Source organism: Azospirillum himalayense, from assembly GCF_042657465.1.
Classification (GTDB): Bacteria; Pseudomonadota; Alphaproteobacteria; order Azospirillales; family Azospirillaceae; genus Azospirillum; species Azospirillum himalayense.
Genome location: NZ_JBHSLC010000087.1, coordinates 66,087 through 90,879 on the forward strand (window position 1 = coordinate 66,087; position 24,793 = coordinate 90,879).

Annotated in this window: 22 protein-coding genes; 11 read left to right on the plus strand and 11 right to left on the minus strand. The window is 67.9% G+C overall.

Annotation, left to right across the window (positions count from 1 at the left end; all coding sequences use genetic code 11):
• Positions 1–61: 61 nt before the first annotated feature.
• Together ACFPMG_RS25380 and aceA are read right to left on the minus strand one after the other, a co-directional pair.
• Positions 62–625, minus strand: coding sequence for a DJ-1/PfpI family protein (locus tag ACFPMG_RS25380; RefSeq protein ID WP_094301285.1), 564 nt, complete (start codon positions 623–625; stop codon positions 62–64).
• Between the two features lie 701 nt (positions 626–1,326).
• Positions 1,327–2,604: an isocitrate lyase gene (gene aceA / locus ACFPMG_RS25385; protein WP_014239066.1), complete on the minus strand. Its 1,278-nt coding sequence runs from the start codon at positions 2,602–2,604 to the stop codon at positions 1,327–1,329.
• A 188-nt stretch (positions 2,605–2,792) separates the two neighbouring features.
• Between aceA and ACFPMG_RS25390 the strand changes: the two genes are divergently transcribed.
• From ACFPMG_RS25390 to ACFPMG_RS25400, 3 genes are all read left to right on the plus strand, one after another.
• A complete protein-coding gene (locus ACFPMG_RS25390) occupies positions 2,793–4,235 on the plus strand; it encodes a helix-turn-helix domain-containing protein (RefSeq protein ID WP_376998032.1) in 1,443 nt (480 codons plus the stop codon).
• A gap of 182 nt (positions 4,236–4,417) precedes the next feature.
• On the plus strand, positions 4,418–5,191 hold the full coding sequence (locus ACFPMG_RS25395) for a ferredoxin--NADP reductase (protein WP_103040096.1): 774 nt from the start codon (positions 4,418–4,420) through the stop codon (positions 5,189–5,191).
• Positions 5,192–5,395: 204 nt separating this feature from the next.
• Entirely contained in the window at positions 5,396–7,207 is a 1,812-nt protein-coding gene (locus ACFPMG_RS25400) for a glycoside hydrolase family 17 protein (protein ID WP_376998033.1), read from the plus strand.
• A 48-nt stretch (positions 7,208–7,255) separates the two neighbouring features.
• On the opposite strand, the gene ACFPMG_RS25405 is transcribed toward ACFPMG_RS25400, so the two are convergent.
• Positions 7,256–7,966 carry an orotate phosphoribosyltransferase gene (locus ACFPMG_RS25405; RefSeq protein WP_376998034.1) on the minus strand — a complete coding sequence of 237 codons (711 nt, stop codon included), beginning with the start codon at positions 7,964–7,966 and terminating at the stop codon, positions 7,256–7,258.
• A gap of 271 nt (positions 7,967–8,237) precedes the next feature.
• Here ACFPMG_RS25405 and ACFPMG_RS25410 point away from each other — a divergent pair, with 271 nt between their 5' ends.
• Complete coding sequence (locus tag ACFPMG_RS25410) at positions 8,238–9,839, plus strand: DUF3369 domain-containing protein (protein ID WP_376998035.1); 1,602 nt, start codon at positions 8,238–8,240, stop codon at positions 9,837–9,839.
• A gap of 40 nt (positions 9,840–9,879) precedes the next feature.
• Here ACFPMG_RS25410 and ACFPMG_RS25415 read toward each other — a convergent pair whose 3' ends face one another.
• From ACFPMG_RS25415 to dnaK, 3 genes are all read right to left on the minus strand, one after another.
• Positions 9,880–11,007, minus strand: a complete 1,128-nt coding sequence (locus ACFPMG_RS25415) for a GGDEF domain-containing protein (protein ID WP_376998036.1) — start codon at positions 11,005–11,007, stop codon at positions 9,880–9,882.
• Between the two features lie 291 nt (positions 11,008–11,298).
• Positions 11,299–12,441, minus strand: coding sequence for a molecular chaperone DnaJ (gene dnaJ, locus ACFPMG_RS25420; protein ID WP_376998037.1), 1,143 nt, complete (start codon positions 12,439–12,441; stop codon positions 11,299–11,301).
• 161 nt (positions 12,442–12,602) lie between these two features.
• On the minus strand, positions 12,603–14,774 hold the full coding sequence (dnaK, locus tag ACFPMG_RS25425) for a molecular chaperone DnaK (protein ID WP_376998038.1): 2,172 nt from the start codon (positions 14,772–14,774) through the stop codon (positions 12,603–12,605).
• A gap of 298 nt (positions 14,775–15,072) precedes the next feature.
• On the opposite strand from dnaK, the gene ACFPMG_RS25430 reads away from it, so the two are divergent.
• Positions 15,073–15,276, plus strand: a complete 204-nt coding sequence (locus tag ACFPMG_RS25430) for a hypothetical protein (protein ID WP_014239027.1) — start codon at positions 15,073–15,075, stop codon at positions 15,274–15,276.
• Between the two features lie 176 nt (positions 15,277–15,452).
• On the opposite strand, the gene ACFPMG_RS25435 is transcribed toward ACFPMG_RS25430, so the two are convergent.
• Positions 15,453–15,968: a hypothetical protein gene (locus ACFPMG_RS25435; protein ID WP_376998039.1), complete on the minus strand. Its 516-nt coding sequence runs from the start codon at positions 15,966–15,968 to the stop codon at positions 15,453–15,455.
• A 93-nt stretch (positions 15,969–16,061) separates the two neighbouring features.
• On the opposite strand from ACFPMG_RS25435, the gene ACFPMG_RS25440 reads away from it, so the two are divergent.
• Positions 16,062–16,973: a DUF1848 domain-containing protein gene (locus ACFPMG_RS25440; RefSeq protein ID WP_376998040.1), complete on the plus strand. Its 912-nt coding sequence runs from the start codon at positions 16,062–16,064 to the stop codon at positions 16,971–16,973.
• Positions 16,974–17,007: 34 nt separating this feature from the next.
• On the opposite strand, the gene ACFPMG_RS25445 is transcribed toward ACFPMG_RS25440, so the two are convergent.
• The 3 genes from ACFPMG_RS25445 to hrcA form a co-directional block, all read right to left on the minus strand.
• Positions 17,008–17,373 carry a response regulator gene (locus tag ACFPMG_RS25445; protein WP_014239024.1) on the minus strand — a complete coding sequence of 122 codons (366 nt, stop codon included), beginning with the start codon at positions 17,371–17,373 and terminating at the stop codon, positions 17,008–17,010.
• 259 nt (positions 17,374–17,632) lie between these two features.
• Positions 17,633–18,241, minus strand: a complete 609-nt coding sequence (gene grpE / locus ACFPMG_RS25450; protein ID WP_376998041.1) for a nucleotide exchange factor GrpE — start codon at positions 18,239–18,241, stop codon at positions 17,633–17,635.
• A 65-nt stretch (positions 18,242–18,306) separates the two neighbouring features.
• The gene (gene hrcA, locus ACFPMG_RS25455) at positions 18,307–19,347 is read right to left on the minus strand and encodes a heat-inducible transcriptional repressor HrcA (RefSeq protein WP_035670634.1); all 1,041 of its coding nucleotides are present in this window, start codon (positions 19,345–19,347) and stop codon (positions 18,307–18,309) included.
• Positions 19,348–19,512: 165 nt separating this feature from the next.
• On the opposite strand from hrcA, the gene rph reads away from it, so the two are divergent.
• From rph to ACFPMG_RS25480, 5 genes are all read left to right on the plus strand, one after another.
• The gene (rph, locus tag ACFPMG_RS25460) at positions 19,513–20,232 is read left to right on the plus strand and encodes a ribonuclease PH (protein ID WP_376998042.1); all 720 of its coding nucleotides are present in this window, start codon (positions 19,513–19,515) and stop codon (positions 20,230–20,232) included.
• 146 nt (positions 20,233–20,378) lie between these two features.
• Entirely contained in the window at positions 20,379–20,981 is a 603-nt protein-coding gene (gene rdgB / locus ACFPMG_RS25465) for an RdgB/HAM1 family non-canonical purine NTP pyrophosphatase (RefSeq protein WP_376998043.1), read from the plus strand.
• On the plus strand, positions 20,969–22,135 hold the full coding sequence (gene hemW / locus ACFPMG_RS25470) for a radical SAM family heme chaperone HemW (protein WP_376998044.1): 1,167 nt from the start codon (positions 20,969–20,971) through the stop codon (positions 22,133–22,135). The genes rdgB and hemW overlap by 13 nt, the downstream gene beginning before the upstream one ends.
• A 188-nt stretch (positions 22,136–22,323) precedes the next feature.
• Positions 22,324–24,015, plus strand: a complete 1,692-nt coding sequence (locus ACFPMG_RS25475; protein WP_376998045.1) for a methyl-accepting chemotaxis protein — start codon at positions 22,324–22,326, stop codon at positions 24,013–24,015.
• A 32-nt stretch (positions 24,016–24,047) separates the two neighbouring features.
• The gene (locus tag ACFPMG_RS25480) at positions 24,048–24,554 is read left to right on the plus strand and encodes a dihydrofolate reductase (RefSeq protein WP_376998046.1); all 507 of its coding nucleotides are present in this window, start codon (positions 24,048–24,050) and stop codon (positions 24,552–24,554) included.
• Here ACFPMG_RS25480 and ACFPMG_RS25485 read toward each other — a convergent pair.
• Positions 24,538–24,711 carry a hypothetical protein gene (locus ACFPMG_RS25485; RefSeq protein WP_376998047.1) on the minus strand — a complete coding sequence of 58 codons (174 nt, stop codon included), beginning with the start codon at positions 24,709–24,711 and terminating at the stop codon, positions 24,538–24,540. The two genes, ACFPMG_RS25480 and ACFPMG_RS25485, sit on opposite strands and share 17 nt — an antisense overlap.
• Between the last annotated feature and the right edge of the window lie 82 nt (positions 24,712–24,793).

Genomic DNA, 24,793 nt, shown 5'->3' on the forward strand with positions numbered 1-24,793 from the left:
CCGCAGGAAAGACGGGCGGCCTGTCGAGGCGCGGTGGCTTGGCCTTAAGCTGGCTTGGCCTTTAGGCGGCCTTGCGCACGGCGGCAGCCTCGGAGAAGACCTTGACGACCTGCTCGACGAAGGCGGCCAGCTCGTCATGGCCCAGCGCCGTGATGGTCACGTTGTCCACCACCAGGGCCTCGTCGCTGATCTTGCCGCCGGCGGCTTCCAGCTCGGCGCGGACGGCCTCGGGGGCGGCCAGAGTGCGGCCCTTCAGCTTGCCCGGGATGGCCAGGAGCTGGATGCCCTGGTCGATCGCGGCGATCGGCTTGCCGGCGTCCAGGAAATGGCCGACGATGCGGCGGGTGTGGGCGCTCTGCTGGAGCTTGGTGACGCTGCGCTCGCCACCCGGCAGCAGCAGCATGTCATAGTCGGCACCCAGAACCTCGCCGACCTGCTTGTCCACCGGGAAGTAATGGCCCCAGGACTTGCCGTGCCAGCCGTTCACCAGTCCCTGCTCGGGAGAAATCGTACGAAGAGTAGCGCCGGTCTTGAGGAGAGCCCGTTGCGGCTCCGTCATCTCCAGTTCCTCAAAGCCGTTGGCGACGAGAATGGCAATGCTCTTTCCTGCGAGGGGTTGATCCATACTGTCTTGTCCTTTCATCGTTCAACCAGTGTGTGCGGGCCATCGCCGAGGAATGCGCCGTCGGGGAAAAGAAACGGCGCACGCCGCGCAAAGACTTGCGCGGCGATGGAACCCGCAGCCGGCCCTCGTCAGGTGAGGTCCGGCGGGGGGGCGGTCACGCCCCTGATCGGTTTGTGGTGAGCATGGAACACAAGTGGCGGCAACGAGGTCCCAAGTCAATGGCTTATTCCGCACTGCAGCGCAGCTTCCCCACCGTCGGGCAGGGCTACCGGCACGGCAATTTCGCGGTCGCGCTCAAGACTTAATCACGATTTTCCGATTATGACGGTTGGGATGGCGCAGGTCAGCCATGCCGTCACGGCGCGGCTGTGACAACGAATGGTCGTGGAAACGGCGCCAGACAAAAAGGTGGGGCACAAAAAGAAGCGGCCGGAGGCGGACCTCCGGCCGTTTGAAGTCAATAGCGTCAGCCGTTCGAAGAGATCCGGCTCGCACACCGGATCGGGAACCACCGGTCACCGGGGCGGCGAGCCGAGGCCAACCGTCCGGTGTATCGGCGCAAACCGGTCATACGGCCCGAGCCGGGGAGGCTGCCGCGATGGGCGGCCGTATGACCCTTTCACACTTTGCGGGGGCAAAGTGCTGTCTCGTTCGAGGCGGGCGCGTCCGGCGGATGGCACCGGGCGCGCCCTGCGGTTGGATCAATGGAACTGATCGGCCTCGGTGGAGTCCTTGTAGGCGGTGGTGGAGGACTGGCCGCCCGAGATCGCCGTGGCGACCGCGTCGAAGTAGCCGGTGCCGACCTCGCGCTGGTGCTTGGTCGCGGTATAGCCTTCGGCCTCCGCCGCGAATTCCGCCTCCTGAAGCTCCGAGTAGGCGGCCATGCCGCGCGCCGCGTAGCCCTTGGCCAGCTTGAAGGCCGAGTAGTTCAGGCTGTGGAAACCGGCCAGCGTCACGAACTGGAACTTGTAGCCCATCGCGCCGATCTCACGCTGGAACTTGGCGATGTCCGCCTCGTCCAGGTTGGCCTTCCAGTTGAAGCTCGGCGAGCAGTTGTAGGCCAGCAGCTTGTTCGGGAACTCCTTGCGGATCGCCTCGGCGAAGCGCTTGGCCTCCTCCAGGTTCGGACGGGAGGTCTCCCACCACAGCAGGTCGGAGTAGGGGGCGTAGGACAGGCCGCGGGCGATGCAGTGGTCGACACCCGTGCCCTTCTTCAGGCGGAAGAAGCCTTCCGAGGTGCGGCCGGCGTCGAAGTCGATGAAGGGATGGTCGCGCTCGTCAACGTCCGAGGTGATGAGCTGAGCGGACTCCGCGTCGGTGCGGCAGAGCACGATGGTCGAGGTGCCCATGGTGTCGGCGGCCAGACGGGCGGCGTTCAGCGTGCGGATGTGCTGCTGCGTGGGGATCAGCACCTTGCCGCCGAGATGGCCGCACTTCTTCTCCGACGCGAGCTGGTCCTCGAAGTGGACGCCCGAGGCGCCGGCCTTGATCATCGCCTTCATCAGCTCGAAGACGTTCAGCGGGCCGCCGAAGCCGGCCTCGGCATCCGCGATGATCGGCGCGAACCAGTAGGTGTCGCCCTTGCCCTCGGCGGTCTGGATCTCGTCGGCGCGCTTGAAGGTGTTGTTGATGCGCTCGACCACCGCCGGCACCGAGTTGGCCGGGTACAGGCTCTGGTCCGGGTACATCTGGCCGGCCAGATTGGCGTCGCCGGCGACCTGCCAGCCCGACAGGTAGATGGCCTTGAGGCCGGCCTTCACCGCCTGCATCGCCTGGTTGCCGGTGAGCGCACCCAGCGTGTTGATGTACGGCTCGGTGTTCAGCAGTTCCCACAGCCGCTGCGCGCCCATCTCGGCCAGCGTGTACTCGATCTTGACCGAGCCGCTGAGGCGCTTCACGTCGTCCTGGGTGTAATCGCGCTTGATGCCTTCGAAGCGCGCGGCGCGGAGAGCGGCCTTGGTCTTTTCATCGAGCGACATGGTCGTTTTCCTTCTTTTCGTCACCGTTGCGCTGCTTTTGAGCGCTGCCCTGACAAAACAACTAAAACGGCCTTCGCTGCCTTGCAACATGCCCTTGTTTGTAAAAGGGTCTGTTTGTAAACTGCCGTTAGAAAAGTTCTGTAAATCGGTAAATATTGTAAATCTGCTCAGCTGGAGTTCGGGTGGTCATGGACAAGAAGGCGATGCTGGGTCCGAAGGTGCGTCGGCTGCGCCGCGACCATGGGCTGACCCAGGCCCAGATGGCCGAGCAGTTGGGCATCTCCCCCAGCTACCTGAACCTGATCGAGCACAACCAGCGCCCGGTCACCGTGCCGCTGCTGCTGAAGCTGGGCCAGCAGTTCGGGGTGGACCTGCAGAGCTTCGCGGAAGACGAGGAAAGCCGCCTCGTCGCCGGCCTTCGCGAGGTCTTCGCCGACCCGCTGTTCGACGGCTCCGACATCAAGAACCAGGATTTCCGCGAACTGGCGGCGGTCGCCCCGACGCTGGGGCAGGCAGTGGTGGCGCTCTACCGCGCCTTCCGCACCAGCCGCGACGACCTGCAGACCCTGTCGGAGCGGGTGGCCGACCGCGAGAAGTTGCATCTGGTCCAAACCTCCTCCTTCCCGCAGGACGAGGTGCGCGACCTGTTCCAAGCCCATTCCAACCATTTCGCCGATCTGGAGGCCGCGGCGGAGGAGCTGTGGCAGGAGGGCCGGCTGGAGAAGGGCGACCTCTACCGGGGCCTGACCGACTATCTGCTGAACAACCACAGCGTCCGCGTCCGGCTGCTGCCGTCCGACATCATGGGCTACGCGGTGCGCCGGTTCGACCGGCACGGGCGGCGCATCCTGCTGTCGGAGATGCTGGCGCCGTCCGGACGCAACTTCCAGCTCGCCTGCCAGATCGCCCTACTGCGCCACCGCGACCTGCTGAACCAGATCGTCGAGTCGTCCGGTCTGACGGGGGACGAGGCGCGGCGCTTGGCCCGCATCGGTCTCGCCAACTATTTCGCGGCGGCGGTGCTGATGCCCTACGCTCGTTTCTGGGAGGCGGCCAATCAGGTTCGATACGACATCGAAATATTGCGGCGCCGGTTCGATGCCTCGTTCGAGCAGGTCTGCCAGCGGCTGACCACGCTGCAGCGGCCGGGGGCGAAGGGTGTTCCCTTCTTCCTGATGCGGGTGGACAGCGCCGGCAACGTGTCCAAGCGCTTTTCCGGCGCCGGCTTCCATCTGGCGCGCTTCGGCGGCGGCTGCGCCCGCTGGATCGTCTACGAGGCCTTCCGCACGCCGGGAAAGATCCACAGCCAGCTGGCCCAGATGCCCGACGGCACCACCTACTTCTCCATCGCCCGCACGGTGGTGAAGGCCGGCGGCGGCTTCCGCAGCCCGCCGCAGCAGTTCGCCATCGCGCTGGGCTGCGACCTCCAGCACGCGGCGCAGATCACCTATGCGGATGGTGTGGATCTCGAAAACACCGAGGCGGCGACGCCCATCGGTGTGAATTGCCGGCTCTGTCCGCGATTGGATTGCTCGCAGCGCGCCTTCCCGCCGCTGAACCATCGCCTGATTGTCGATGAGAATCTGCGCGGTCTGTCGCCCTATCTCTTCGCCCCGCCGGCGGGAGAGTAAGGCCGTTTATTTTGCGATATCGTCTTGTGGTAACTGAAAAGCCACAACAAAATTGTTGGTATAAATTAGTGGTCTGTTGACGAATTTGTTGTTAAAGAGATGTGCTGCAATGCGGCACGGCTTGGCTTCTGAAACGACACCGGCCACAGCATGCCGGTCACCGAAACGGACCTGCGGATTCCATGAGCAATCTGATTCATGAGCGCGTCCTGCGCGTTCACCACTGGACGGACACGCTGTTCAGCTTCACCACCACGCGCGATCCCTCGTTCCGTTTCGATCCCGGACAGTTCACCATGATCGGCCTGGAGGTGAACGGCCGTCCGCTGCTGCGCGCGTACAGCCTGGTCAGCGCCAGCTACGAGGAGACGCTGGAGTTCTTCTCGATCAAGGTGCAGGACGGCCCGCTGACCTCGCGCCTCCAGCACCTCAAGGAAGGCGACACGCTGCTGGTCAACCGCAAGGCGACGGGCACGCTGGTCACCGACAACCTGCTGCCGGGCCGCAACCTGTACCTGCTCAGCACCGGGACGGGCCTCGCCCCGTTCCTCAGCATCATCAAGGACCCGGAGATGTACGCCCGGTTCGACAAGGTGATCCTGACCCACACGACGCGTACGGTGGGCGAACTGGCGTACGGCGACATCATCAACAGCGTCCTGCCGGAGAACGAGTTCTTCGGAGAGGACGTGAAGCAGAAGCTGATCTATTACCCGACCGTGACGCGCGAGCCGTTCCGCAACCAGGGCCGTATCACCGACCTGATCCGCAACGGCAAGCTGTTCTCCGACGTCGGGCTGGCCCCCTTCGACCGCGAGGTCGACCGCGTGATGATCTGCGGCAGCCCGGCCATGCTCGACGAGACCAGCGGCATCATGAACGAGCTGGGCTTCTCCATGGGCCACAACGGCGAACCCGGTCATTACGTGATCGAAAAGGCTTTTGTGGAACGCTGAACGGAAACGCCGGAATAAAGCGGGCCGTGGTTCGTTGATGGATCGTGACGATGGCACGTCATCAACTCCAGTCGGCCCGATCGGGCCGGATTGGTCCTTGACGGGCGCGCCTCCCTCGCGGGGGCGCGCCCGTTTTCCTTCTGGAACCAACCCGGTTCGCCAGACCGTTTTGCCGATCCCGCATTTGGTGTAGACATCCCCTCCATGCGCCTCATCACGATCCTCGCCGTGCTGCTCGTGGCCGGCCTCGCGAATTTTGCCGTCTGGTCGCTGCCGAACCAGCCGGTGCCGCTCGACCCGCCGCCCGGCGGCAAGCTGAAAAGCGTGTCCTTCGCGCCCTTCCGCGACGGTCAGAGCCCGCTGACGCAAAAATTCCCCAGCACCGAGCAGATCGACGAGGATCTGGCCGCCCTCGCCCCGCAGGTGGCGGGGGTGCGCACCTACACCTCGCTGGAGGGGCTGGAGGTGGTGCCGGAGCTGGCGCGCCGCCACGGCATGCAGGTCACCATGGGGGCGTGGCTGTCGTCGCGGCTGGACAAGAACGAGAAGGAGGTCGCCTCCCTCATCGACCTCGCCAACCGCTACCCGGACGTCATCACGCGCGTGATCGTCGGCAACGAGGTGCTGCTGCGCCGCGAGCTGACGCCCGAGCAGGTGGCCGGCTACATCGACCGCGTGAAGGCGGCGGTGAAGCAGCCGGTGTCCTACGCCGACGTGTGGGAATGGTGGCTGAAATACCCGCAGATCGCCGATCACGTCGATTACCTGACCATCCACCTGCTGCCCTATTGGGAGGACGTGCCGACCGACGTGGCCGGCGCCATGGAGCGCATCCGCGGCAGCTACCGCACGATCGCCCAGCGCTTCCCCGGCAAGCCGATCCTGGTCGGCGAGACCGGCTGGCCGACGGAGGGCCGGTCGCGCGGCGCCGCGGTCACCGGGCTGGTCAACAAGGCCAAGTTCGTCAACGGCTTCGTCCGCCTCGCCGAGCAGGAGGGCTTCGACTACAACGTGATCGAGGCCTTCGACCAGGGCTGGAAGGCCAAGCTGGAAGGCACGGTGGGCGGTCACTGGGGCCTTTACACCGCCGACCGTCAGGCGAAGTTCGCCCTGGCCGGGCCGGTGGTGGAGAACCGCCAATGGCCGATGCTGTTCGGCGTCTCCTCCGGCCTCGCGCTGCTTCTGGTCGTCGGGCTGACCCTGCGCGGCCGTCCGCTGAGCGCCGGGGCCTTCGCCGCCCTGGCCTTCCTGGCGCAGGCGCTGTCCACCCTGTTCGTCCACGCCGTCTGGGGGGCGCTGCACGGCAAGCACTACCCGCAGGACGTGGCTCTGTCCGTCGTCATGCTGGCCGCCACCGCCGTGCTGTCGATGGCCGTCCTGCTGGCCGCCCGGCGGGCGCTGGGCAGCGGCGGCCTGGCGCTGGAGCCGCTGGCCCCGCTTCGCGGCCGTCCGGCGCTGTCGCGATTGGAGACGGTGGGCAAGGCCGCCGCCGTGGTTCTCGCCCTGCTGGGGATCGTCTGGAGCTTCCTGATCGTCTTCGACGGGCGCTACCGCGACTTCCCCAACTGGTACTTCGCCTTGCCGGCGCTTGGCCTGCTAGCACTCGGCGCCATGCGCGCCACGCGGCGTCCGGAGGGCACGGGGGCGCTGGCCGCCTGGGGAATCGGCGGACTGTTCCGCCCCGCCGTCCCGGTGGCCGATCTGCCGGCGAATGGCCTGTGCGGCGCCGTCCGCCGCCTGCCGCTGGAGTCGGCGCTGGCCGTCCTGCTGCTGCTCGGCGCGCTGCTGACCGTGCTGGCGGAAGGCGTGGTGCCGATGGAGTCGCTGATCTACGGGCAGCTTCCCTTCATGGAGGCCCTGCACGAGGTGGTGTGGACCAGCCCGAACTGGGAAGCGCTGTCCTGGGCCGGGCTTCAGCTTCTGCTGGCGGTGCCCTACGCCGCCGCCGTCCTGGCCGCCCGCTGCGGGGAGACCGCCCGCGCCGGCCATCAATGGGTCCGCATCGCCGGGCAGTGACCGGTTCCCCCTCTCCCGCTTGGGGTGGGAGAGGGGGCATACACCGCCTCAGGCCGCCTTCTCGCTTTTCCGGCCTTTCTGGTGCTCCGCGGTCCAGCGCCGCGGGTCCTGCAGGAAGGCGTGGATTTCGCCCTGCGCCTGCCCGTCCAGGTAATGGCCGCGGTTCGCCACCTCCAGCACGTCCCACCAGGTCGCCAACGCGTGCATCGTGATGCCCAGCGGCGCCAGATGCTCCTGGATCTCGTCGAAGATCCCGTACTGGAACAGCACGAACAGGTCGCGCACGTCGCAGCCCGCCTCCTTCAACGGCTGGGCGAAGCGGGCCTTGCGGTGGCCGTCGGCGGCGATCTGCTCGACCAGAAGCACGCGCCAGCCCGGCTCCACCCGCCCTTCGATGCGGTGCTTGTAACCCTGCAGGCCCTCCGGCGCCTCCTTGCGCACGAAGACGAGGGGAAGGCTCATCCGGTCGGCGATCAGCGCGGCCCAGGGCACGCCGGCCCCCTCGGCGGCGGCGATGGCGTCCAGTTCGCCGTCGCCGATCTCCTGCCCGATCATCCGCAGCGCGAAGTCGAGCACCTCGTCGCGCACCGCGGGGTAGGAAAGCAGCCGCCGCCCCTCCAGATGGACCGGGCTGACCAGCCCCGACCCGTGGTTGCACAGATGGTCCGGGTCGTACCGGACGCAGCCGGTCTCGATCAGATGGCGGGCCACGCTGGCGGCCCCTTCGCGCAATTCGATGTCCCAAGCGTCCGGTATCATGGCCTGCCCCCATCGTTCTCGCGTTGTTTTCAGCCTCATACCTTTCTACCTATGATCCCCCGTTCGAGGCGGGCCGCAACCCCTCCACCCGCGCCGGGACGGGCGCTTTGGCGGTAGCCGCAACGGGGAAGGACAAAACGCCGCAGCCTCCCACCGACTGCAGTCGTGTGTGCCGACGCGCCAGATCGGTTGACACGAACCGCGACAAACGTTGAAAAAGAGAATTGAATTGTAGCCATGCAGCTTTGGCAGAGCGGGGCGGGGAGCGGCGATGTCGGACATCCAGGGCTGGAGCCAGGACGATGACGACGATCTGTTGTTCGCCGACGAGGACGCTCCGGACCCGTCGTTCGCGACATCCGCCCCGGCCGCCCCCTGGAAGCTGCTGATCGTCGACGACGATCCGGAGGTGCACGCGATCACCCGCGTCGTGCTGAACGACGTGACCTTCGACGGGCGGCGCCTGCATTTCATGTCCGCCCATTCCGGCGACGAGGCGCGGGCGATCCTGAACGATCATCCCGACATCGCCGCCGTCCTGCTGGACGTGGTGATGGAGACGGAGGACGCCGGCCTGCTGCTGGTCCATCACATCCGGGAGGTGCTGGGCAATCGGCGGGTCCGCATCATCCTGCGCACCGGCCAGCCCGGCCAGGCGCCGGAACGGCAGGTGATCGTCAGCTACGACATCAACGACTACAAGGCCAAGAGCGAGCTGACCGCCCAGAAGCTGTTCACCACCACGGTGGCCGCGCTGCGCTCCTACCAGCACATCGACGCGATCGAGCGTAACCGGCAGGGGCTGGAGACGATCGTCGACGCCGCCGGCACCCTGTTCGAGCAGCGCTCCATGGATCGTTTCGCCGTCGGCGTGGTGGAGCGGGTCACCGCCCTGCTGCCGCGGGCGGCGGGCGCTTTCCTGTGCACGCTTCCGACCGGGCCGGCGCCGGACGGCTCGCCCCAGGAGCCGGAGGTGCTGTGCGGAACCGGCGTCTTCGCCAATGCCGCCGGCCAACCGGTCAGCACCGTGTTGCCCGGCGCGGTCTGCGCCGACATCGCCGCCGCTCTCGCCCGGGGCCGCAGCCTGCACCGCGACGACCACAGCGTCGCGCTGTTCCAGACCCAAAGCCCCGGCCCCGGCGCGCTGTTCATCGGTGGGCACGGCGGCCTGGAGGAGGTCGAGCGGCGGCTGGTGGAGATCTTCTGCTCCCGGATGTCGGTCGGGTTCGACAACGTGTCCCTCTACGAACAGCTCCACGGGGCCCAGATCGCTACGGTGCACGCCCTGGGCAAGCTGGCCGAATACAAGGATGAGGTCACCGGGGAGCATGTCCGGCGAATCGGCCGCTGGGCCACCGCCATCGCAAGGGAGCTTCAGGCGCGGGGCACCGGCGGGGGCGACGCCGACGACCGCTTCTGCGAGCTGATCGGGCTGGCCAGCATGCTCCACGATGTCGGCAAGGTCGCCATCCCCGACCGGATCCTGCGCAAGCCCGGCAAGCTGGACCCCGAGGAGATGGTCCAGATGCGCGAGCACGCCGCCATCGGCGGGCGCATCCTGCGCGACGCCTCCGGGCCGGTCGGCGGGCGCAGCTACCTGTCGATGGGAGCGGAGATCGCCGAGAGCCACCACGAGAAGTTCGACGGCACCGGCTATCCCCATGGGCTGGCGGGCGACGCCATCCCGCTGTCGGGCCGCATCGTGGCGGTCGCCGACGTCTACGACGCCCTGCTGCACCGCCGCCCCTACAAGGAGGCGTGGGAACTGGCGGCGGTGGTCGATCTGATCCGCGCCGAGTCGGGCCGGCATTTCGACCCGCAAGTCGTCGACGCCTTCGTCGCGATCCTGAAGCGCGGCGGGCCGGAGGCGTAGCGGGCATAAGGGCCGGAGGCCAGCGGGAACGGGGCGGCGGTCAGGCCGGTTCGGGCACGCGGTCGTCGGCGACGATGCGGTTCTTGCCGGACTGCTTGGCCGCATACATGCGCTGGTCGGCCAGATCGACCAGCCTTTCCCAATCCACCGGGCGGTCGTGGAGGTATTCGGCGACGCCGATGCTGGCGGTCTGCAGGGTTCCGTCCGGGCGCTTGCCCAGTCCCCGCTCGTGCAACCGCTCCACCGCGGTCAGGGCGCCCTGACGGCCGGTGTTGGGCATGATGACCACGAACTCCTCCCCGCCCCAGCGGACCAGCACGTCGGACTGGCGCAGCATGGCGCGGATCGCCTCCGCCGCCCGGCCGAGCTGCTTGTCGCCCTGATCGTGGCCGAAGCGGTCGTTGATCGACTTGAAATTGTCCAGGTCGAAGAAGATCACCGACAGCGGATGGTCCGAGCGCTGGGAGTGGGCGAACTGCAGCCGCAGCAGCTCCTCCCCGATGCGGCGGGAGAAGGCGCCGGTCAGCCCGTCGTGGGACGCCTGATCGACCAGGGCCATCATGAAGTGCAACTGGCTCATCGCCGCCAGCGTCGCCACCACCATGATGAGCACCAAAAGCCACAGGGCGCCCAGATAGGATGGGAAGGGGAAGACCAGCGAGCCGTAGACCCCGGCCAACATGTGCGCCGCCAGCATCGGCGTCGCGAAGGCCAGCCCCTCCAGCGCGGTCAGCGGGAAGACGCTGAGCCCCGCCACCATCACGAAGGGCAGGAAGGCGTAGCCGGCGGCCACCGCCAGCGCGCTTCCCGCGATCATGTCCTCGTTCAGCATGGGGTGCGAGGCGAGGAAGAAGATCGTCGGCACCGCCAGCAGCAGGGCCAGCCCCCGCCACGCGCTGCCCATGTCGTCGCAGATCCGGTAGCCGAGCGCCAGCGCGCCGAAGGCGAAGCTGGACACCAGCCGCAGGCCGGCCAGATAGCCCCACAGCGGCCAGGGGAAGATGAAGACGTCGATGACGATCCACAGCGGCGTCAGCACCGCGAACACCGCCGCGACCATGCGGACTCGGGAATGGATCAGCACAGCCCGGCGACGCTGGATGATCGGGGTGTGTCCGCCCGGATGCATCAGGTCGCGCAACTGCTCGAAGGAGAGATCGCCGCTCACCGCCTGGAATGCCCTCTCCGCGAACCGCCTGAGGAGATTAAGCGCTTGTTGATACACGCGATGCCCCCCATCGGCAACGGCAATTGCTGTGATTTCCAGGGATACGTGCGTATGCGGCGCGGCCTGTGGCATCAACGCATTTGTACGTGATTTGCCGGGACAGTCTTCCCGCCGTCCGCCGCTGTCAACGCCGAAGTGGTCATACCACTGGGGCAAAAGCACGCGGCGCGCATGAAAAAGGCCCGGCGGCGGGCCGGGCCTTTTCCTGGAGTCGAAACGGCGCGAGGACGGTCAGTCCTTCAGGTCTTCCCAAAGCTCCTTCACCTTGGCGAAGAAGCCCTCGGACTGCGGGTGGGAACCCTCCTTGCCGGCGTTGTCGAACTCGCGCAGAAGCTCCTGCTGCTTCTTGGTCAGGTTGACCGGAGTCTCGACGACGGCCTGGATGTACATGTCGCCGCGCTGCTGGCTGCGCAGCACCGACATGCCCTTGCCCTTGATACGGAACTGGTGGCCGGACTGGGTGCCGGGCGGGACCGTCACCTTGGTGCGGCTGCCTTCGATGGTCGGCACCTCCACCGTGCCGCCCAGCGCCGCGGTGGTCATGGGAATCGGCACCCGGCAATGGATGTTGGCGCCGTCGCGCTGGAAGATCGGGTGCGGCGCGATGGCCAGGAAGATGTAGAGGTCGCCCGGCGGCGCGCCGCGCAACCCCGCCTCGCCCTCGCCGGCCAGACGGATTCGCGTGCCGTCCTCCACGCCCGCGGGGATGTTGACCTGGAGAGTCTTCTCCTTGCGCAGGCGCCCGGCGCCGCCACAGCTTTTGCAGGGGTCCTTGATGACGCGGCCCTGGCCGTGGCAGGCCGGGCAGGTGCGCTCGATGGTGAAGAAGCCCTGCTGGGCGCGCACCTTGCCGTGGCCCTGGCAGGTCGGACAGGTGACCGGCTGGGTTCCCGCCGCCGCCCCGGAGCCGCTGCAGGAATCGCAGGCGACGGTGGAGGGGACGCGGACGTTGGCCGTGGTGCCCTTGAAAGCCTCCTCCAGCCCGATCTCCAGATTGTAGCGCAGATCCTGGCCGCGGCCCGACGCGCCGGCGCCGCCGCGGCGCCCGCCCATGAACTCCCCGAACATCTCGTCGAAGATGTCGGCGAAGCCGCCACCGCCGCCGCCGAAATCGAAGCCGCCGAAGCCGCCCGCCCCGCCGCGCCCGTTCTCGAAGGCGCCGTGGCCGAAGCGGTCGTAGGCCGCGCGCTTCTGCTCGTCCTTCAGGACGTCGTAGGCTTCGCTGATTTCCTTGAACTTGTGCTCGGCGTCCTTGTCACCCTGGTTGCGGTCCGGGTGATACTGCATCGCCATCTTGCGGTACGCTTTTTTGATCTCGTCCGCGCTGGCGCCCTTCGCCACGCCGAGCAGCTCGTAATAGTCCTGTTTCGCCATGGGCCCCGACCGCCTTCACATACAATAGACCAATCGTATCTCCGGCCCGCCACCGCAGGACGGATGACGGGCCGGACGATACTGCATGGCGCCGGGTTCTCCCGGCTGTGACACCGGAGGCAACGGGCGGCTGCCCAACGATTGCCTCCGGTTCCGAACGCTTAGGCCGACTTCTTCTTGTCGTCGTCCACTTCCTCGAAGTCGGCGTCGACCACGCCCGGCTCGTTCGGGGCGGCGCCCGCCGCACCGGCGGCACCGGCGCCCGGGGCCTCGCCCTGGCCGGCCTTGTACATGGCCTCGCCCAGCTTCATCGACACCTGGGCCAGGGCCTCGGTCTTCGCCTTCACGGCCTCCAGATCCTCACCGTCCATGACCGACTTCAGCTCGGCCACGGCGGCCTCGGCGGCGGTCTTGTCGGCGGCGGGGATCTTGTCGCCGTTCTCCTTGATCGTCCGCTCGGTGGTGTGGATCAGGGCGTCCGCGTGGTTGCGGGCGTCCACCAGCTCGCGCCGCTTCTTGTCGTCGGCGGCGTGGGCCTCGGCGTCCTTCACCATCTTGTTGATGTCGGCGTCCGACAGGCCGCCCGACGCCTGGATGCGGATCTGCTGCTCCTTGCCGGTGGCCTTGTCCTTCGCCGTGACGCTGACGATGCCGTTGGCGTCGATGTCGAAGGTCACCTCGACCTGCGGCACGCCGCGCGGGGCCGGCGGGATGCCGACGAGGTCGAACTGGCCGAGCAGCTTGTTGTCCGCGGCCATCTCGCGCTCGCCCTGGAAGACGCGGATGGTCACCGCGTTCTGGTTGTCCTCGGCGGTCGAGAAGGTCTGGGACTTCTTGGTCGGGATCGTCGTGTTGCGGTCGATCAGGCGGGTGAACACGCCGCCCAGCGTCTCGATGCCCAGGCTGAGCGGGGTCACGTCGAGCAGCAGGACGTCCTTGACCTCGCCCTTCAGCACGCCGCCCTGGATGGCGGCGCCGATGGCGACCACCTCGTCCGGGTTCACGCCGCGGTGCGGCTCACGGCCGAAGAACTGCTTCACCGCCTCGATGACCTTGGGCATGCGGGTCATGCCGCCGACCAGGATCACCTCGTCGATCTCGTTGGCCTTCAGGCCGGCGTCGCGCAGAGCGGCCTTGCAGGGCTCGATCGTGCGGGCGACCAGCTCGTCGACCAGGGCTTCCAGCTTGGCGCGGGTCAGCTTGACGTTCAGGTGCTTCGGGCCGGACTGGTCGGCGGTGATGAAGGGCAGGTTGACCTCGGTCTGCATGGCCGAGGACAGCTCGATCTTCGCCTTCTCGGCGGCTTCCTTCAGGCGCTGCAGGGCCAGACGGTCCTTGCGCAGGTCGATGCCCTGCTCCTTCTGGAACTCGTCGGCGAGGTAGTCGATGATGCGGGCGTCGAAGTCCTCACCGCCGAGGAAGGTGTCGCCGTTGGTCGACTTCACCTCGAACACGCCGTCGCCGATCTCCAGAACGGAGACGTCGAAGGTGCCGCCGCCGAGATCGTACACGGCGATGGTGCCGGCGCCCTTCTTCTCCATGCCGTAGGCCAGAGCGGCCGCCGTCGGCTCGTTGATGATGCGCAGCACTTCCAGGCCGGCGATCTTGCCGGCGTCCTTGGTCGCCTGGCGCTGGCTGTCGTTGAAGTAGGCCGGGACGGTGATGACCGCCTGGGTCACCTTCTCGCCCAGATAGTTCTCCGCCGTCTCCTTCATCTTCTGCAGGATGAAGGCGCTGATCTGCGACGGGCTGTACTTCTTGCCGACGGCCTCCACCCAGGCGTCGCCGTTGTCGCCGGAGATGATCTTGTAGGGGACGAGGCCCTGGTCCTTCTTGGTCAGCGGATCGTCGTAGCGACGGCCGATCAGACGCTTGATCGCGAAGAGGGTGTTCTCGGGGTTCGTCACCGCCTGACGCTTGGCCGGCTGGCCGACCAGACGCTCCGCGTTCTGCGCGAAGGCGACCATGGAGGGCGTGGTGCGCGTGCCTTCGGCGTTTTCGATCACCTTGGCGCTGGAGCCTTCCATGACGGCCACGCAGGAGTTCGTGGTGCCGAGGTCGATGCCAATGACTTTGCTCATGTTCAGCCTCTGTTGTTCGGCAGATGCGTGGCGGCCCGTTTGGTCCGGCACCGCCGCGATCCCCTTGGGGTCGGTGGAACGGTTGGGTGGATTCACGTCTGTCGCCGGAGATATAGGCAGGTGCGTTTCGGGCTGCAACGTCCTGGTCAATCCGCCAACCGTCAAAAGGCCAAAAGGTGACGCGCACGCTGGGGCATATCGTCGCGCCTGCGGCTTCGCGCCGCAAGTGAATACCAGGGTATTCAGAAGCATAAGGCGTGCAGTGAACTTTCTTTGCCGCCCCGATGCGCCGGAAGCGCTCTGTTACAGGGCTTTAACACAAGCAAAACGGTCGCAACCCAGCCATGTTAACTTTTCATTAACAAGTAATGGTGTGCATTTCAGTGTATAATCAATTGCCGGTTGCCTTGTTCCTTTGTTGTCCAAAGATTCTAATAGTGGAGAATCGAAGGAAATATGATATATCCCTCACTGGTCAGGGGGCCGCTCTTGCTCGCAGGCATGGCTTTCCGAAGCGGGACCGTGTGCAGCATTCCATAGGGGGATCAAGATGATGGATGAACGGCGCGACATGGCTCTGGCCATCAAGTCCTGCCTCGACAGCCTTATGGACGACGCGACGAAGTGCGACCTGGACGATCTGGCGCGCTTCATCAGCCTGGCTGCCCTGGCGGCGGAGGAAGCGGCCATGGCCTTCGATCCGAAGGCGGCGCAGTTGAAGGCCCTGATGTCCGGCGGCGCCGGCCACTGCTGACCACCGGAATCCTGATTGCCGGAATCCTGATTGCCGGAATCCTGATTGCCTGAGCGGTGAACGCCCGAACCGGCGCGGGAACGCCGGAGACTTCGGGCTTGCACCTTACAGGCCGAAAAAGAAAAAAGCCGCCCCGGGAGGGCGGCTTTTCTGTTTCCGGGTATTCCCGAGGCCCTCTACAGGATTTCCGCCGCGCGGATCGCCCCGTCGAGCAGGGCCAGCGTGCCGGCGCAGGACTCGTCGCCGTCCATGACCATGGGCAGGCGGTAGCTGAACATGGCCGCCGCCGCCTTGCCGTCCCGCTCCGCCCCAACCAACCAGAGGTAATGGGCGTCGGTGTGGCCGTCCTCCTCCGTCATCATCACGGCCTGGGCCAGCACACCGTCCTCGCCCCAGGGCTCGACGATCCGGTCGCTGGCGCGCTGGTCATCGGGGCGCACGAAGCGCAGCGCCATCTCGCGCAGCACCGCCACGGCGCCGTCCGGCCCCTCCTTGGGCGCCACCCGGTCGGTGACCAGCCGCAGCACGCCCCCCGCCGGGGCCGGCGGGTGGAAGGCGGCCACGGCGTGCCCCTCATGCTCCTCCACCTCCGGGCGCCAGCCGTCCGGCAGCCGGAACCGCACCACCCCTTCCCATTCCACGCTGTGGCCCATCCCATGGCCCACATCGTGGCCATCCTGTCCGCCCGTCACGGCATCCTCCCCTAATCCTGTGCCGGCACTTTAGGCCGAAGCGCCGGCGAATCCAGCCTTGATCGCGGTCCGCCGAGCCACCATGGTTCGGCGATGATCATTTCCGCCAGCTACAAGACGGACATCCCCGCCTTCTACGGGCGCTGGTTCCTGAACCGGCTGGAGGCCGGATACTGCCGCATGGTCAACCCCTACGGCGGCCAGACCTACCGCATCGGGCTGAGCCGCGCGGAGGTCGACGGCTTCGTCTTCTGGACCAAGAATCTCGGCCCCTTCCTGCCGGCGCTGGAGGAGGTGTCGGAACGCGGCTTTCCCTTCGTCGTCCAATACAGCATCACCGGCCTGCCCGGCGCGCTGGAGCGCTCCGTCCCCGACGTGGAGCGGGCGGTGGAGCATATGGCCCGGCTGCGCGACCGCTGGGGGCCGCGCGCCGCCGTTTGGCGCTACGACCCCATCGTGACGGTGCCCATCGTAAAGGCGCCCATCGTGAAGGCGGGGGCCACGCCGCCGTCCTGGCACCGCGAGACCTTCGCCCGGCTGGCTGGCCGGATGCGCGGCCTGACCGACGAGGCGGTGGTGTCCTTCCTTCAGCCCTACCGCAAGACGGCGCGCAACCTGGACGCCGCCGGTGTGCCCTGGCGCGACCCGGACCCCGAGGAAAAGCGCGCCCTGCTGGCCGATCTGGCCGGCATCGCCGCGGAGCACGGCATGGCGCTGACGCTGTGCACCCAGCCGGAACTGGCCGGCGTTCCCGGCACGGCGCCGGCCCGCTGCGTCGACGCGCAACGGCTGTCCGACGTCGCCGGGCGGCCCGTCGGCGCCAGGGAAAAGGGCAACCGGCCGGGCTGCCTGTGCGCGGAAAGCCGCGACATCGGGGATTACGACACCTGCCCGCACGGCTGCGTCTACTGCTACGCCGTCGCCAACCGCGCCACGGCGCAGCGGCGCTTCGCCGCCCACGACCCGGCGGGGGAGTTCCTGTTCTCGCCGGAACGGGCGGGGTAAGGCTCCCCAGCCCGCCGTCTCGGCGCCTTCCCGGTTACGGGCAGACCTTCTTCACGGTCTCGACCAGCTTGTCCGGGTTGAAGGGCTTGACCAGCCAGCCGGTGGCCCCGGCCTCGCGGCCGGCGGTCTTCTTGGCGGGATCGGCTTCGGTGGTCAGCAGCAGGACGGGGGTCGCGCGGTTGAGCGCGCTGCCGCGGATGGCCCGGGTCAGGGCCAGACCGTCCATGCCCGGCATGTTCAGGTCGGTGATGATGCAGTCGAACTTCTGCCGGTTGACCTCCGCCAGACCGGCGGTGCCGTCCGCCGCCTCGGTGACGCCATAGCCGGCGTTGCGCAGCGTGAAGGCGACCATGTCGCGGATGGTCTTGGAGTCGTCGACGGTCAGAATGGTCTTGGCCACGGGTCCGGTTCCCTGAATGAGCGGCCGCCTGGAACGGGCAATTCACGGGGCGCCGCGAGACTCCCCGACACGAACCGGGGTTCCGATGCGAATAGGCGAAGGACCAGCCCGGCGCAAGCCCTTCGGTGCGCGGGGGACCGCGGACGTTCCTCCACCCGGAAAGACGGCGGGATGAAAAAATGCGGCGCGGCGGACCAAGCCGCCGCGCCGCCGCAAGAGACGTGCCGCCTGCCGTCCGAAGGATGGTCAGGCCGGACGGTCAGGCTTTGGTATCGACGTGCTGGCCGCCCATTTCGTGAGGACCGGCCTTGGCGACGCCCACCATGGCTTCGCGCAACAGGCGGCCGTGGATGGTATAGCCGGGCTGGAGCACCTGCACGACGGTGCCGGCGGGCTTGCCGGTGTTCTCGATCTCGAACATCACCTGATGGAAGTTCGGGTCGAACAGCTCGCCGGTCGGGTCGATCTTCTTGATGCCCGCACGCTCGAAGGCGGAGATGAGCTGGCGCTCGGTCGCCTCCACGCCCACGGCGAGGCCCTTCAGCACGTCGTCGTTCTCTCGGCCCTCGGCGGGGACGGCCTCCAGCGCGCGGCGCAGGTTGTCGGCCACCGTCACCAGTTCCTTGGCGAAGCTGGACACGGCGAACTTGCTGGCGTCCTCGCGGTCGCGCTGGGCGCGGCGGCGGGTGTTCTCCACCTCGGCCATCTGGCGCAGGAGCTGGTCCTTCAGGCTGGCGACCTCGGCCTCAAGCTGGCCCACGCGATCCCCGGCACCGGCGTCCGCGGCCTTGTCCTGGGCGGCCTTATCCTGGACGGCTTCGGTCTGCTCCACCTCGGCTTCGGCGGGCTTGTTCTGCTCTTCGCTCATGGCTCTCTCGTTGTCGTCTCTGGTCGTCGTCTGGTGGGGATTCGGTCGAAGCGTTGCCAAGGTCGTCACCCGACAAGGCGGCTGATGACCTTGGCTGTATAATCCACAAGCGGGATGATCCGGGCATAATTGATGCGGGTCGGGCCGATCACGCCGATGGCGCCGATCACCTGCTCGCGGCTGTTCTGGAACGGCGAGATGATCAGCGAACAGCCGGAATGGCCGAACAGCACATTCTCCGCGCCGATGAAGATCTGCACCCCGTCGCCCTTCCCGGTGGCGTCGAGCAGGCGCAGCATGGTCTCCTTGGTCTCCAGCGCCTCGAACAGGGCGCGCACGCGCTCCAGGTCCGACAGGGCGGTGACGTCCTCCAGCAGCTTCGCCTGGCCGCGCACGATGAGCTGGCCGCTGTTCTGCCCGCCGCTGCCCGCCCAGGTGGCGAGACCGGCGGAGACCACGCGCTGCGACAATTCGTCCAGCTCGGTCTTCTGGTCCTCGATCTCGCGCAGCACGGCCTGCCGCGCCTCGTCCAGCGTGCGGCCGACCAGCTTCGCGCTGAGGAAGTTGGAGACCATCTGCAGCGTCGCGGCGGGCACGCCGACCGGCACCTCGATGACGCGGTTCTCGACCAGCCCGTCCTCGTTGACCAGCACGACCAGCGCCCGGCCGGGGGCCAGCGAGACGAACTCGATGTGCTTCAGCGGCCGGTCGGTCTTCGGCGCCACCACCAGCCCGGCGCAGTGCGACAGGCCGGACAGCAGGGTCGACGCCTCGCCCAGCACGTCCTGCAGCGACCGCCCGGAGGAGGCGCATTTCGCCTCGATGGAGCCGCGCTCGTCCTCGCTCAGGCTGCCGATCTCCAGCAGGCCGTTGACGAACAGGCGCAGCCCCGCCTCGGTCGGGATGCGGCCGGCGGAGGTGTGGGGGGCGTAGAGCAACCCCTGTTCCTCCAGGTCGGCCATGACGTTGCGGATGGTCGCGGGCGACAGGGCCATGCCGAGCCTCCGCGAGATCGTGCGCGAGCCCACCGGCTCGCCGGTCGCCACATAGGCGTCGACGATCAGCCGGAAGATCTCGCGGGACCGTTGGTTCAGCTCGGTGATCATGGCGGGGCGGGGACCGGACGATGCTGTTGGGGCACGGATAAGGGGCGTCCCGAATTTAGGCAGGTGTCCGCGCCGAATCAACGTGCGCCCCGGTTGCGCGCTGGACGGCGGGGGCGGCGGGCGCTAGCTTGCCGCCGATTTCAACAGATTCGCGGATCATGCCCGATGCGTCCCTCCGGCCGCGCCCACGACCAGTTGCGCACCATTTCCCTTGAGCCCCATTTCAGCAAGCACGCCGAGGGGTCCTGCCTGGTGCGGTTCGGCGACACGCACGTCCTGTGCACCGCCAGCGTGGACGAGGGCGTTCCCCGCTTCCTGAAGAACACCGGCCTCGGCTGGGTCACCGCCGAATACGGCATGCTGCCGCGCTCCACCCACAGCCGCACCGACCGCGAGGCCGCCAAGGGCAAGCAGTCGGGCCGCACCCAGGAGATCCAGCGCCTGATCGGCCGCGCGCTGCGCGCCGTCACCGACCGCGCCGCCATGGGCGAGAAGCAGATCAAGATCGACTGCGACGTCATCCAGGCCGACGGCGGCACCCGCACCGCCGCCATCACCGGCAGCTTCGTCGCCCTGCATCTGGCCTTCCAGCATCTGATGCAGATCGGCGCCCTGAAGACCATGCCGCTGACCGACCATGTGGCCGCCGTCTCCTGCGGCATCTACAAGGACGCCAGCGTGCTGGACCTCGACTACGCCGAGGATTCGACGGCCCAGGCCGACGCCAACTTCGTGCTGACCGGCCAGGGGGGCATCGTCGAGGTGCAGGGCACCGCCGAGGAGCGCCCCTTCAGCGAACCGCAGTTCATGGAGTTGCTGGCGCTCGCCCGCAAGGGCATCGATGAGCTGGTGGCCTTGCAGAAGGCGGCGATCGCGGTGAAGTAAAGGCGCGGTTGCGCATTGCCCCCACCCTGACCCTCCCCCGCTGTCGCAGGGGAGGGGAAATCGGCCCTCCCCTGCGACAGCGGGGGAGGGAGGGACCCGCGAAGCGGGAGGGTTGGGGGCAACCCGCTGTGACAGAAGGAACTCCCATGACCACGCCTCCCCGCCGCTTCACGGGCGGCACGCTGGTGATCGCCAGCCACAACAAGGGCAAGGTCCGCGAGATCGCGGCGCTGCTCGGCCCCTACGCCGCCTCCTTCGTGTCCGCGGGCGAGCTTGGCCTGCCGGAGCCGGAGGAGACGGGGACCAGCTTCGTCGCGAACGCCGAGCTGAAGGCCCTGGCCGCCGCCAAGGCGGGGCATGTCGCGCTGGCCGACGACAGCGGGATGGTGGTGCCGGCGCTGAACGGCGACCCCGGCATCTACTCCGCCCGCTGGGCCGGTCCGGAAAAGGACTTCCAGATGGCCATGGGCAAGGTCGAGAAGGGACTCCAGGGCCAGACCGACCGCCGCGCCTGGTTCGTCTGCGCCCTGTCGCTGGCCTGGCCGGACGGCCATGTCGAGACGGTCGAGGGCCGCTGCCCCGGCACTCTGGTCTGGCCGCCGCGCGGCGCGCATGGTTTCGGTTACGATCCGATGTTCAAGCCGGACGGCCACGACATCACCTTCGGCGAGATGGACCCGGCCAGGAAGCATGAGATGAGCCACCGGGCCGACGCCTTCCGCCAGCTTGTGGAGCGATGCTTCAAGTGACTCCTGATCCTGGCTTCGGGATCTACATCCACTGGCCCTTCTGCAAGGCGAAGTGCCCGTACTGCGACTTCAACAGCCACGTCCGCGACCGGGTCGAGCATGACCGCTGGCGCGCCGCGCTGGTGCGGGAACTGGATCATTACGCGGACGCAACGCCCGGCCGCCGGGTCACCTCGGTCTTCTTCGGGGGCGGCACGCCGTCGCTGATGGAACCGGCGACGGTCGGCGCCGTGCTGGAGCGCATCGCCGCCCGCTGGACGGTGGGCGACGATCTGGAGGTGTCGCTGGAGGCCAACCCGACCTCGGTCGAGGCCGACAAGTTCCGCGCCTTCCGCGCCGCCGGGGTCAACCGCCTGTCGATGGGCATCCAGGCGCTGGACGACACCGCGCTGAAGTTCCTCGGCCGCCAGCACAGCGCGGCCGAGGCGACCGGCGCCATCGCTCTGGCCGCCCGGACCTTCCCGCGCTTCAGCTTCGACCTGATCTACGCCCGCCCCGGCCAGTCCGTCGCGGCGTGGGAGGAGGAGCTGACCCGCGCGCTGGACCACGCGGTCGGCCACTTGTCGGTCTACCAGCTGACCATCGAGGAGGGCACGGCCTTCTTCCCCCTGCACGCGCGGGGCGATCTGGTGCTGCCCGACGAGGATCTGGCCGGCGACCTCTACGAGGCGACGCAGAGCCTGCTCGACCGCGCCGGGCTGCCCGCCTACGAGATCTCCAACCACGCCCGCCCCGGCGAGGAGAGCCGCCACAACCTGACCTACTGGCGCTACGGCGATTACGTCGGCGTCGGTCCCGGCGCCCACGGCCGGCTGACGCTGGACGGCGAGAAATTCGCCACCCGCGCCCACCGCGCCCCGGAAATCTGGCTGGAGCGGGTGGAGCGCGACGGCCACGGCGCCGCCGCGCCCGAGCCGGTCGCCCGCGAGTCGCGGGGGTCGGAGCTGCTGATGATGGGGCTGCGCCTGCGCGAGGGGGTGGCCCGCGCCCGGCTGGTCGAGGAGACCGGCCGCGACCTCGACGGGCTGGTCGATCCCGCCGCGCTGGAGCGTCTGGTGGCCGGCGGCTTCCTGAAGGTCGGCAAGGACACGTTGCGCGCTACCCACGAGGGGCGGCAGCGGTTGAACGCCGTGCTGGGGGCCCTTCTGGCCTGACCGCAGGAATACCCGGAAACGTGGTGTGACAAAGGCGCCCAGTGCCCGGCGCGCCCCGCATTTTTATACATCCGTTTATAAGTTTCCTGTGACTGTCGATCATTCTTGGAGTTCCGGCAAAGACAAGGGCAAACAACCGCCGCTTGCCGGGACGCGGGACAGGGCAGACAGTTGCAGGCAGACATCCCATGACCCTCACGAAGCTTTCCATTCGGGCCAAGCTGTGGGCGCTCGTCGTCGCGGCTTCGGTCGCATCCTTCGCCATCGCCGGTGCCGGCCTTTATCTCAATTACAGCCGAATGCACGCCGACCGTCTCGACACGCTGCACAGCATCGTGGAAACCGGGGTCACCCTGGCCACCACGCTGGAGGCGGAGGCGGCGGCCGGCAAAATCACCCGCGACGAGGCTCAGGCCCGTTTCAAGGCCGCGGTGGCCGGCATCCGCTACGCCGGCGGCAAGGAGTATCTCTTCGCCCACACCATGGACGGCTACGGCTTTGCCCACGTCAACGCCAAGCTGATCGGCGCCGACGTCAAGCCGCTGAAATCGGCCAATGGCGTCCACATGATCGTGGAGTTCATCCGCTTGGTCCGCGCCAGCGGCGACGGCCTGCTGGAATACGACTGGCCGCGCACGGTCGGCGGCAGCGATCTGGCGGTGAAGCTGGGCTATGTCCGCGGCTTCGAACCGTGGAACATCTTCATCGGCACCGGCATCTTCATCGATGACATCCGCGCTGCCTTCCTGGAGCAGCTGTGGACGCTGGCCACGGTCATCCTGGTCCTGGCGGTGCCCGCCATCGGCCTGATCGCCTGGGTCGGCACCGACATCAGCGGGGTGCTGCGCGGGCTGGGCGCCAAGATGCGCTCGCTGGCCGACGGCGACCTGTCCACCCGCTTCTCCGAGGCGGAGCGCGGCGACGAGATCGGCGCCATGGCCAAGGCCGTGCTGGTCTTCCAGACCAACGCCCGCGACAAGCAGCGACTGGAGGCCGAGCAGGCCGCCTCGGCCCAGCGCGCCCAGGAGGAGAAGCGCCGCGCCATGCTGGCGCTGGCCGCCAGCTTCGAGCAGAGCATCGGCGCCGTCGTCCGCACCGTGTCCGACGCGGCGGCGACGATGGAGGAGCGCGCGGCCGAGATGAACCGCGCCGCCGCCCAGACCGACGAGCTGGCGACCTCCGTCGCCGCGGCGACGGAACAGACCTCCGCCAACGTGCAGACCGTGGCCGCCGCGTCGGAGGAGCTGGCCGGCTCGATCCAGGAGATCAGCCGTCAGGTCGCCGAGTCGTCGCGCATCGCCGGCGAGGCGGTGACCCTCAGCGGGCGGGCCAACGACAAGGTCGGCGGGCTGGCCGAGGCGGTGCAGAAGATCGGCGCGGTCGTCCAGCTCATCAACGACATCGCCAGCCAGACCAACCTCTTGGCACTCAACGCGACCATCGAGGCCGCCCGCGCCGGCGAGGCCGGCAAGGGCTTCGCCGTGGTGGCGAGCGAGGTGAAGGCGCTGGCCAACCAGACCGCCAAGGCGACCGAGGAGATCGCCGCCCAGGTCGCCAACATCCAGACGGTGACCGGCGACGCGGTCGGTGAGATCCAAGGCGTGACCCAGGTGATCCTGCGGGTGAACGAGATCGCCACCTCCATCGCCTCCGCGGTCGAGGAGCAGGGGGCGGCGACCCGCGAGATCAGCCGCAACGTCCAGGAGGCGGCGGGCGGCACGCAGGAGGTGTCGGCCAACATCAGCGGCGTCACCGGCGCGGCGACCCGGAGCGGCGCCACCGCCCGCGACGTTCTGGAGATGTCGCGCCAGCTCGGCCACCAGCTCGACACGCTGCACCGGGAGGTCGGAGGCTTCCTTCAGCAGCTCCGTGCGGCGTAAGGTGGGGTGAACGGTCCGGGAAAGGGGTTGGGATGCGCATCAGTCTGGTGGTGGCCGCGGCGCGCAACGGCGTGATCGGCCGCAACGGCACCCTGCCCTGGACCCTGCCCGGCGACCTCAAGCGCTTCCGGGAACTGACGATGGGCAAGCCGGTCCTGATGGGCCGGCGCACCTGGGAGTCGCTGCCCCGCAAGCCTTTGCCCGGCCGCGACAACCTCGTGGTCAGCCGAAGCCATCCGGCGGGGGAGCGCGACGGGGCGCGCTGGTTCGGCGGCCTCGACACGGCGCTGGACTGGTGCCACGGCCGCGGCGTCCCGGAAGTCGCCGTGATCGGCGGCGCCGAGCTGTTCCGCGAGACCCTGCCGCTCGCCGACCTCGTCCACCTGACCCGTGTCGAGCGGGATGTGGAGGGCGACACCGTCATGCCGCCGCTGGGGCCGGAGTGGGTGGAGACAGAATGCGGCCCGCTGCTAACCGAGAACGGGCTGGAGTACCGGTACCTGGACCTCGTACGGCGCCCCGTCAGCGCTGGGGCGTGAGCGCGACGATCGACAGCCCGCCCCACAGCAGAGCCAGCCCCATGCTCACAATGGCGTCGAATCGCAAATCCACCACCTCCAGATACAAGTGCATCTGGTTCAGGCTCCCAAGCACCCCGAGCGAGGGCTGATAGCCGTTCATCATCGGGAACGCCATGACCGGCATCATCACGCCCACACGACCATCAGCCGACCAAGCAGATGGAATGGATCGAATGGCAGCATGTCGGGTTGTTCCT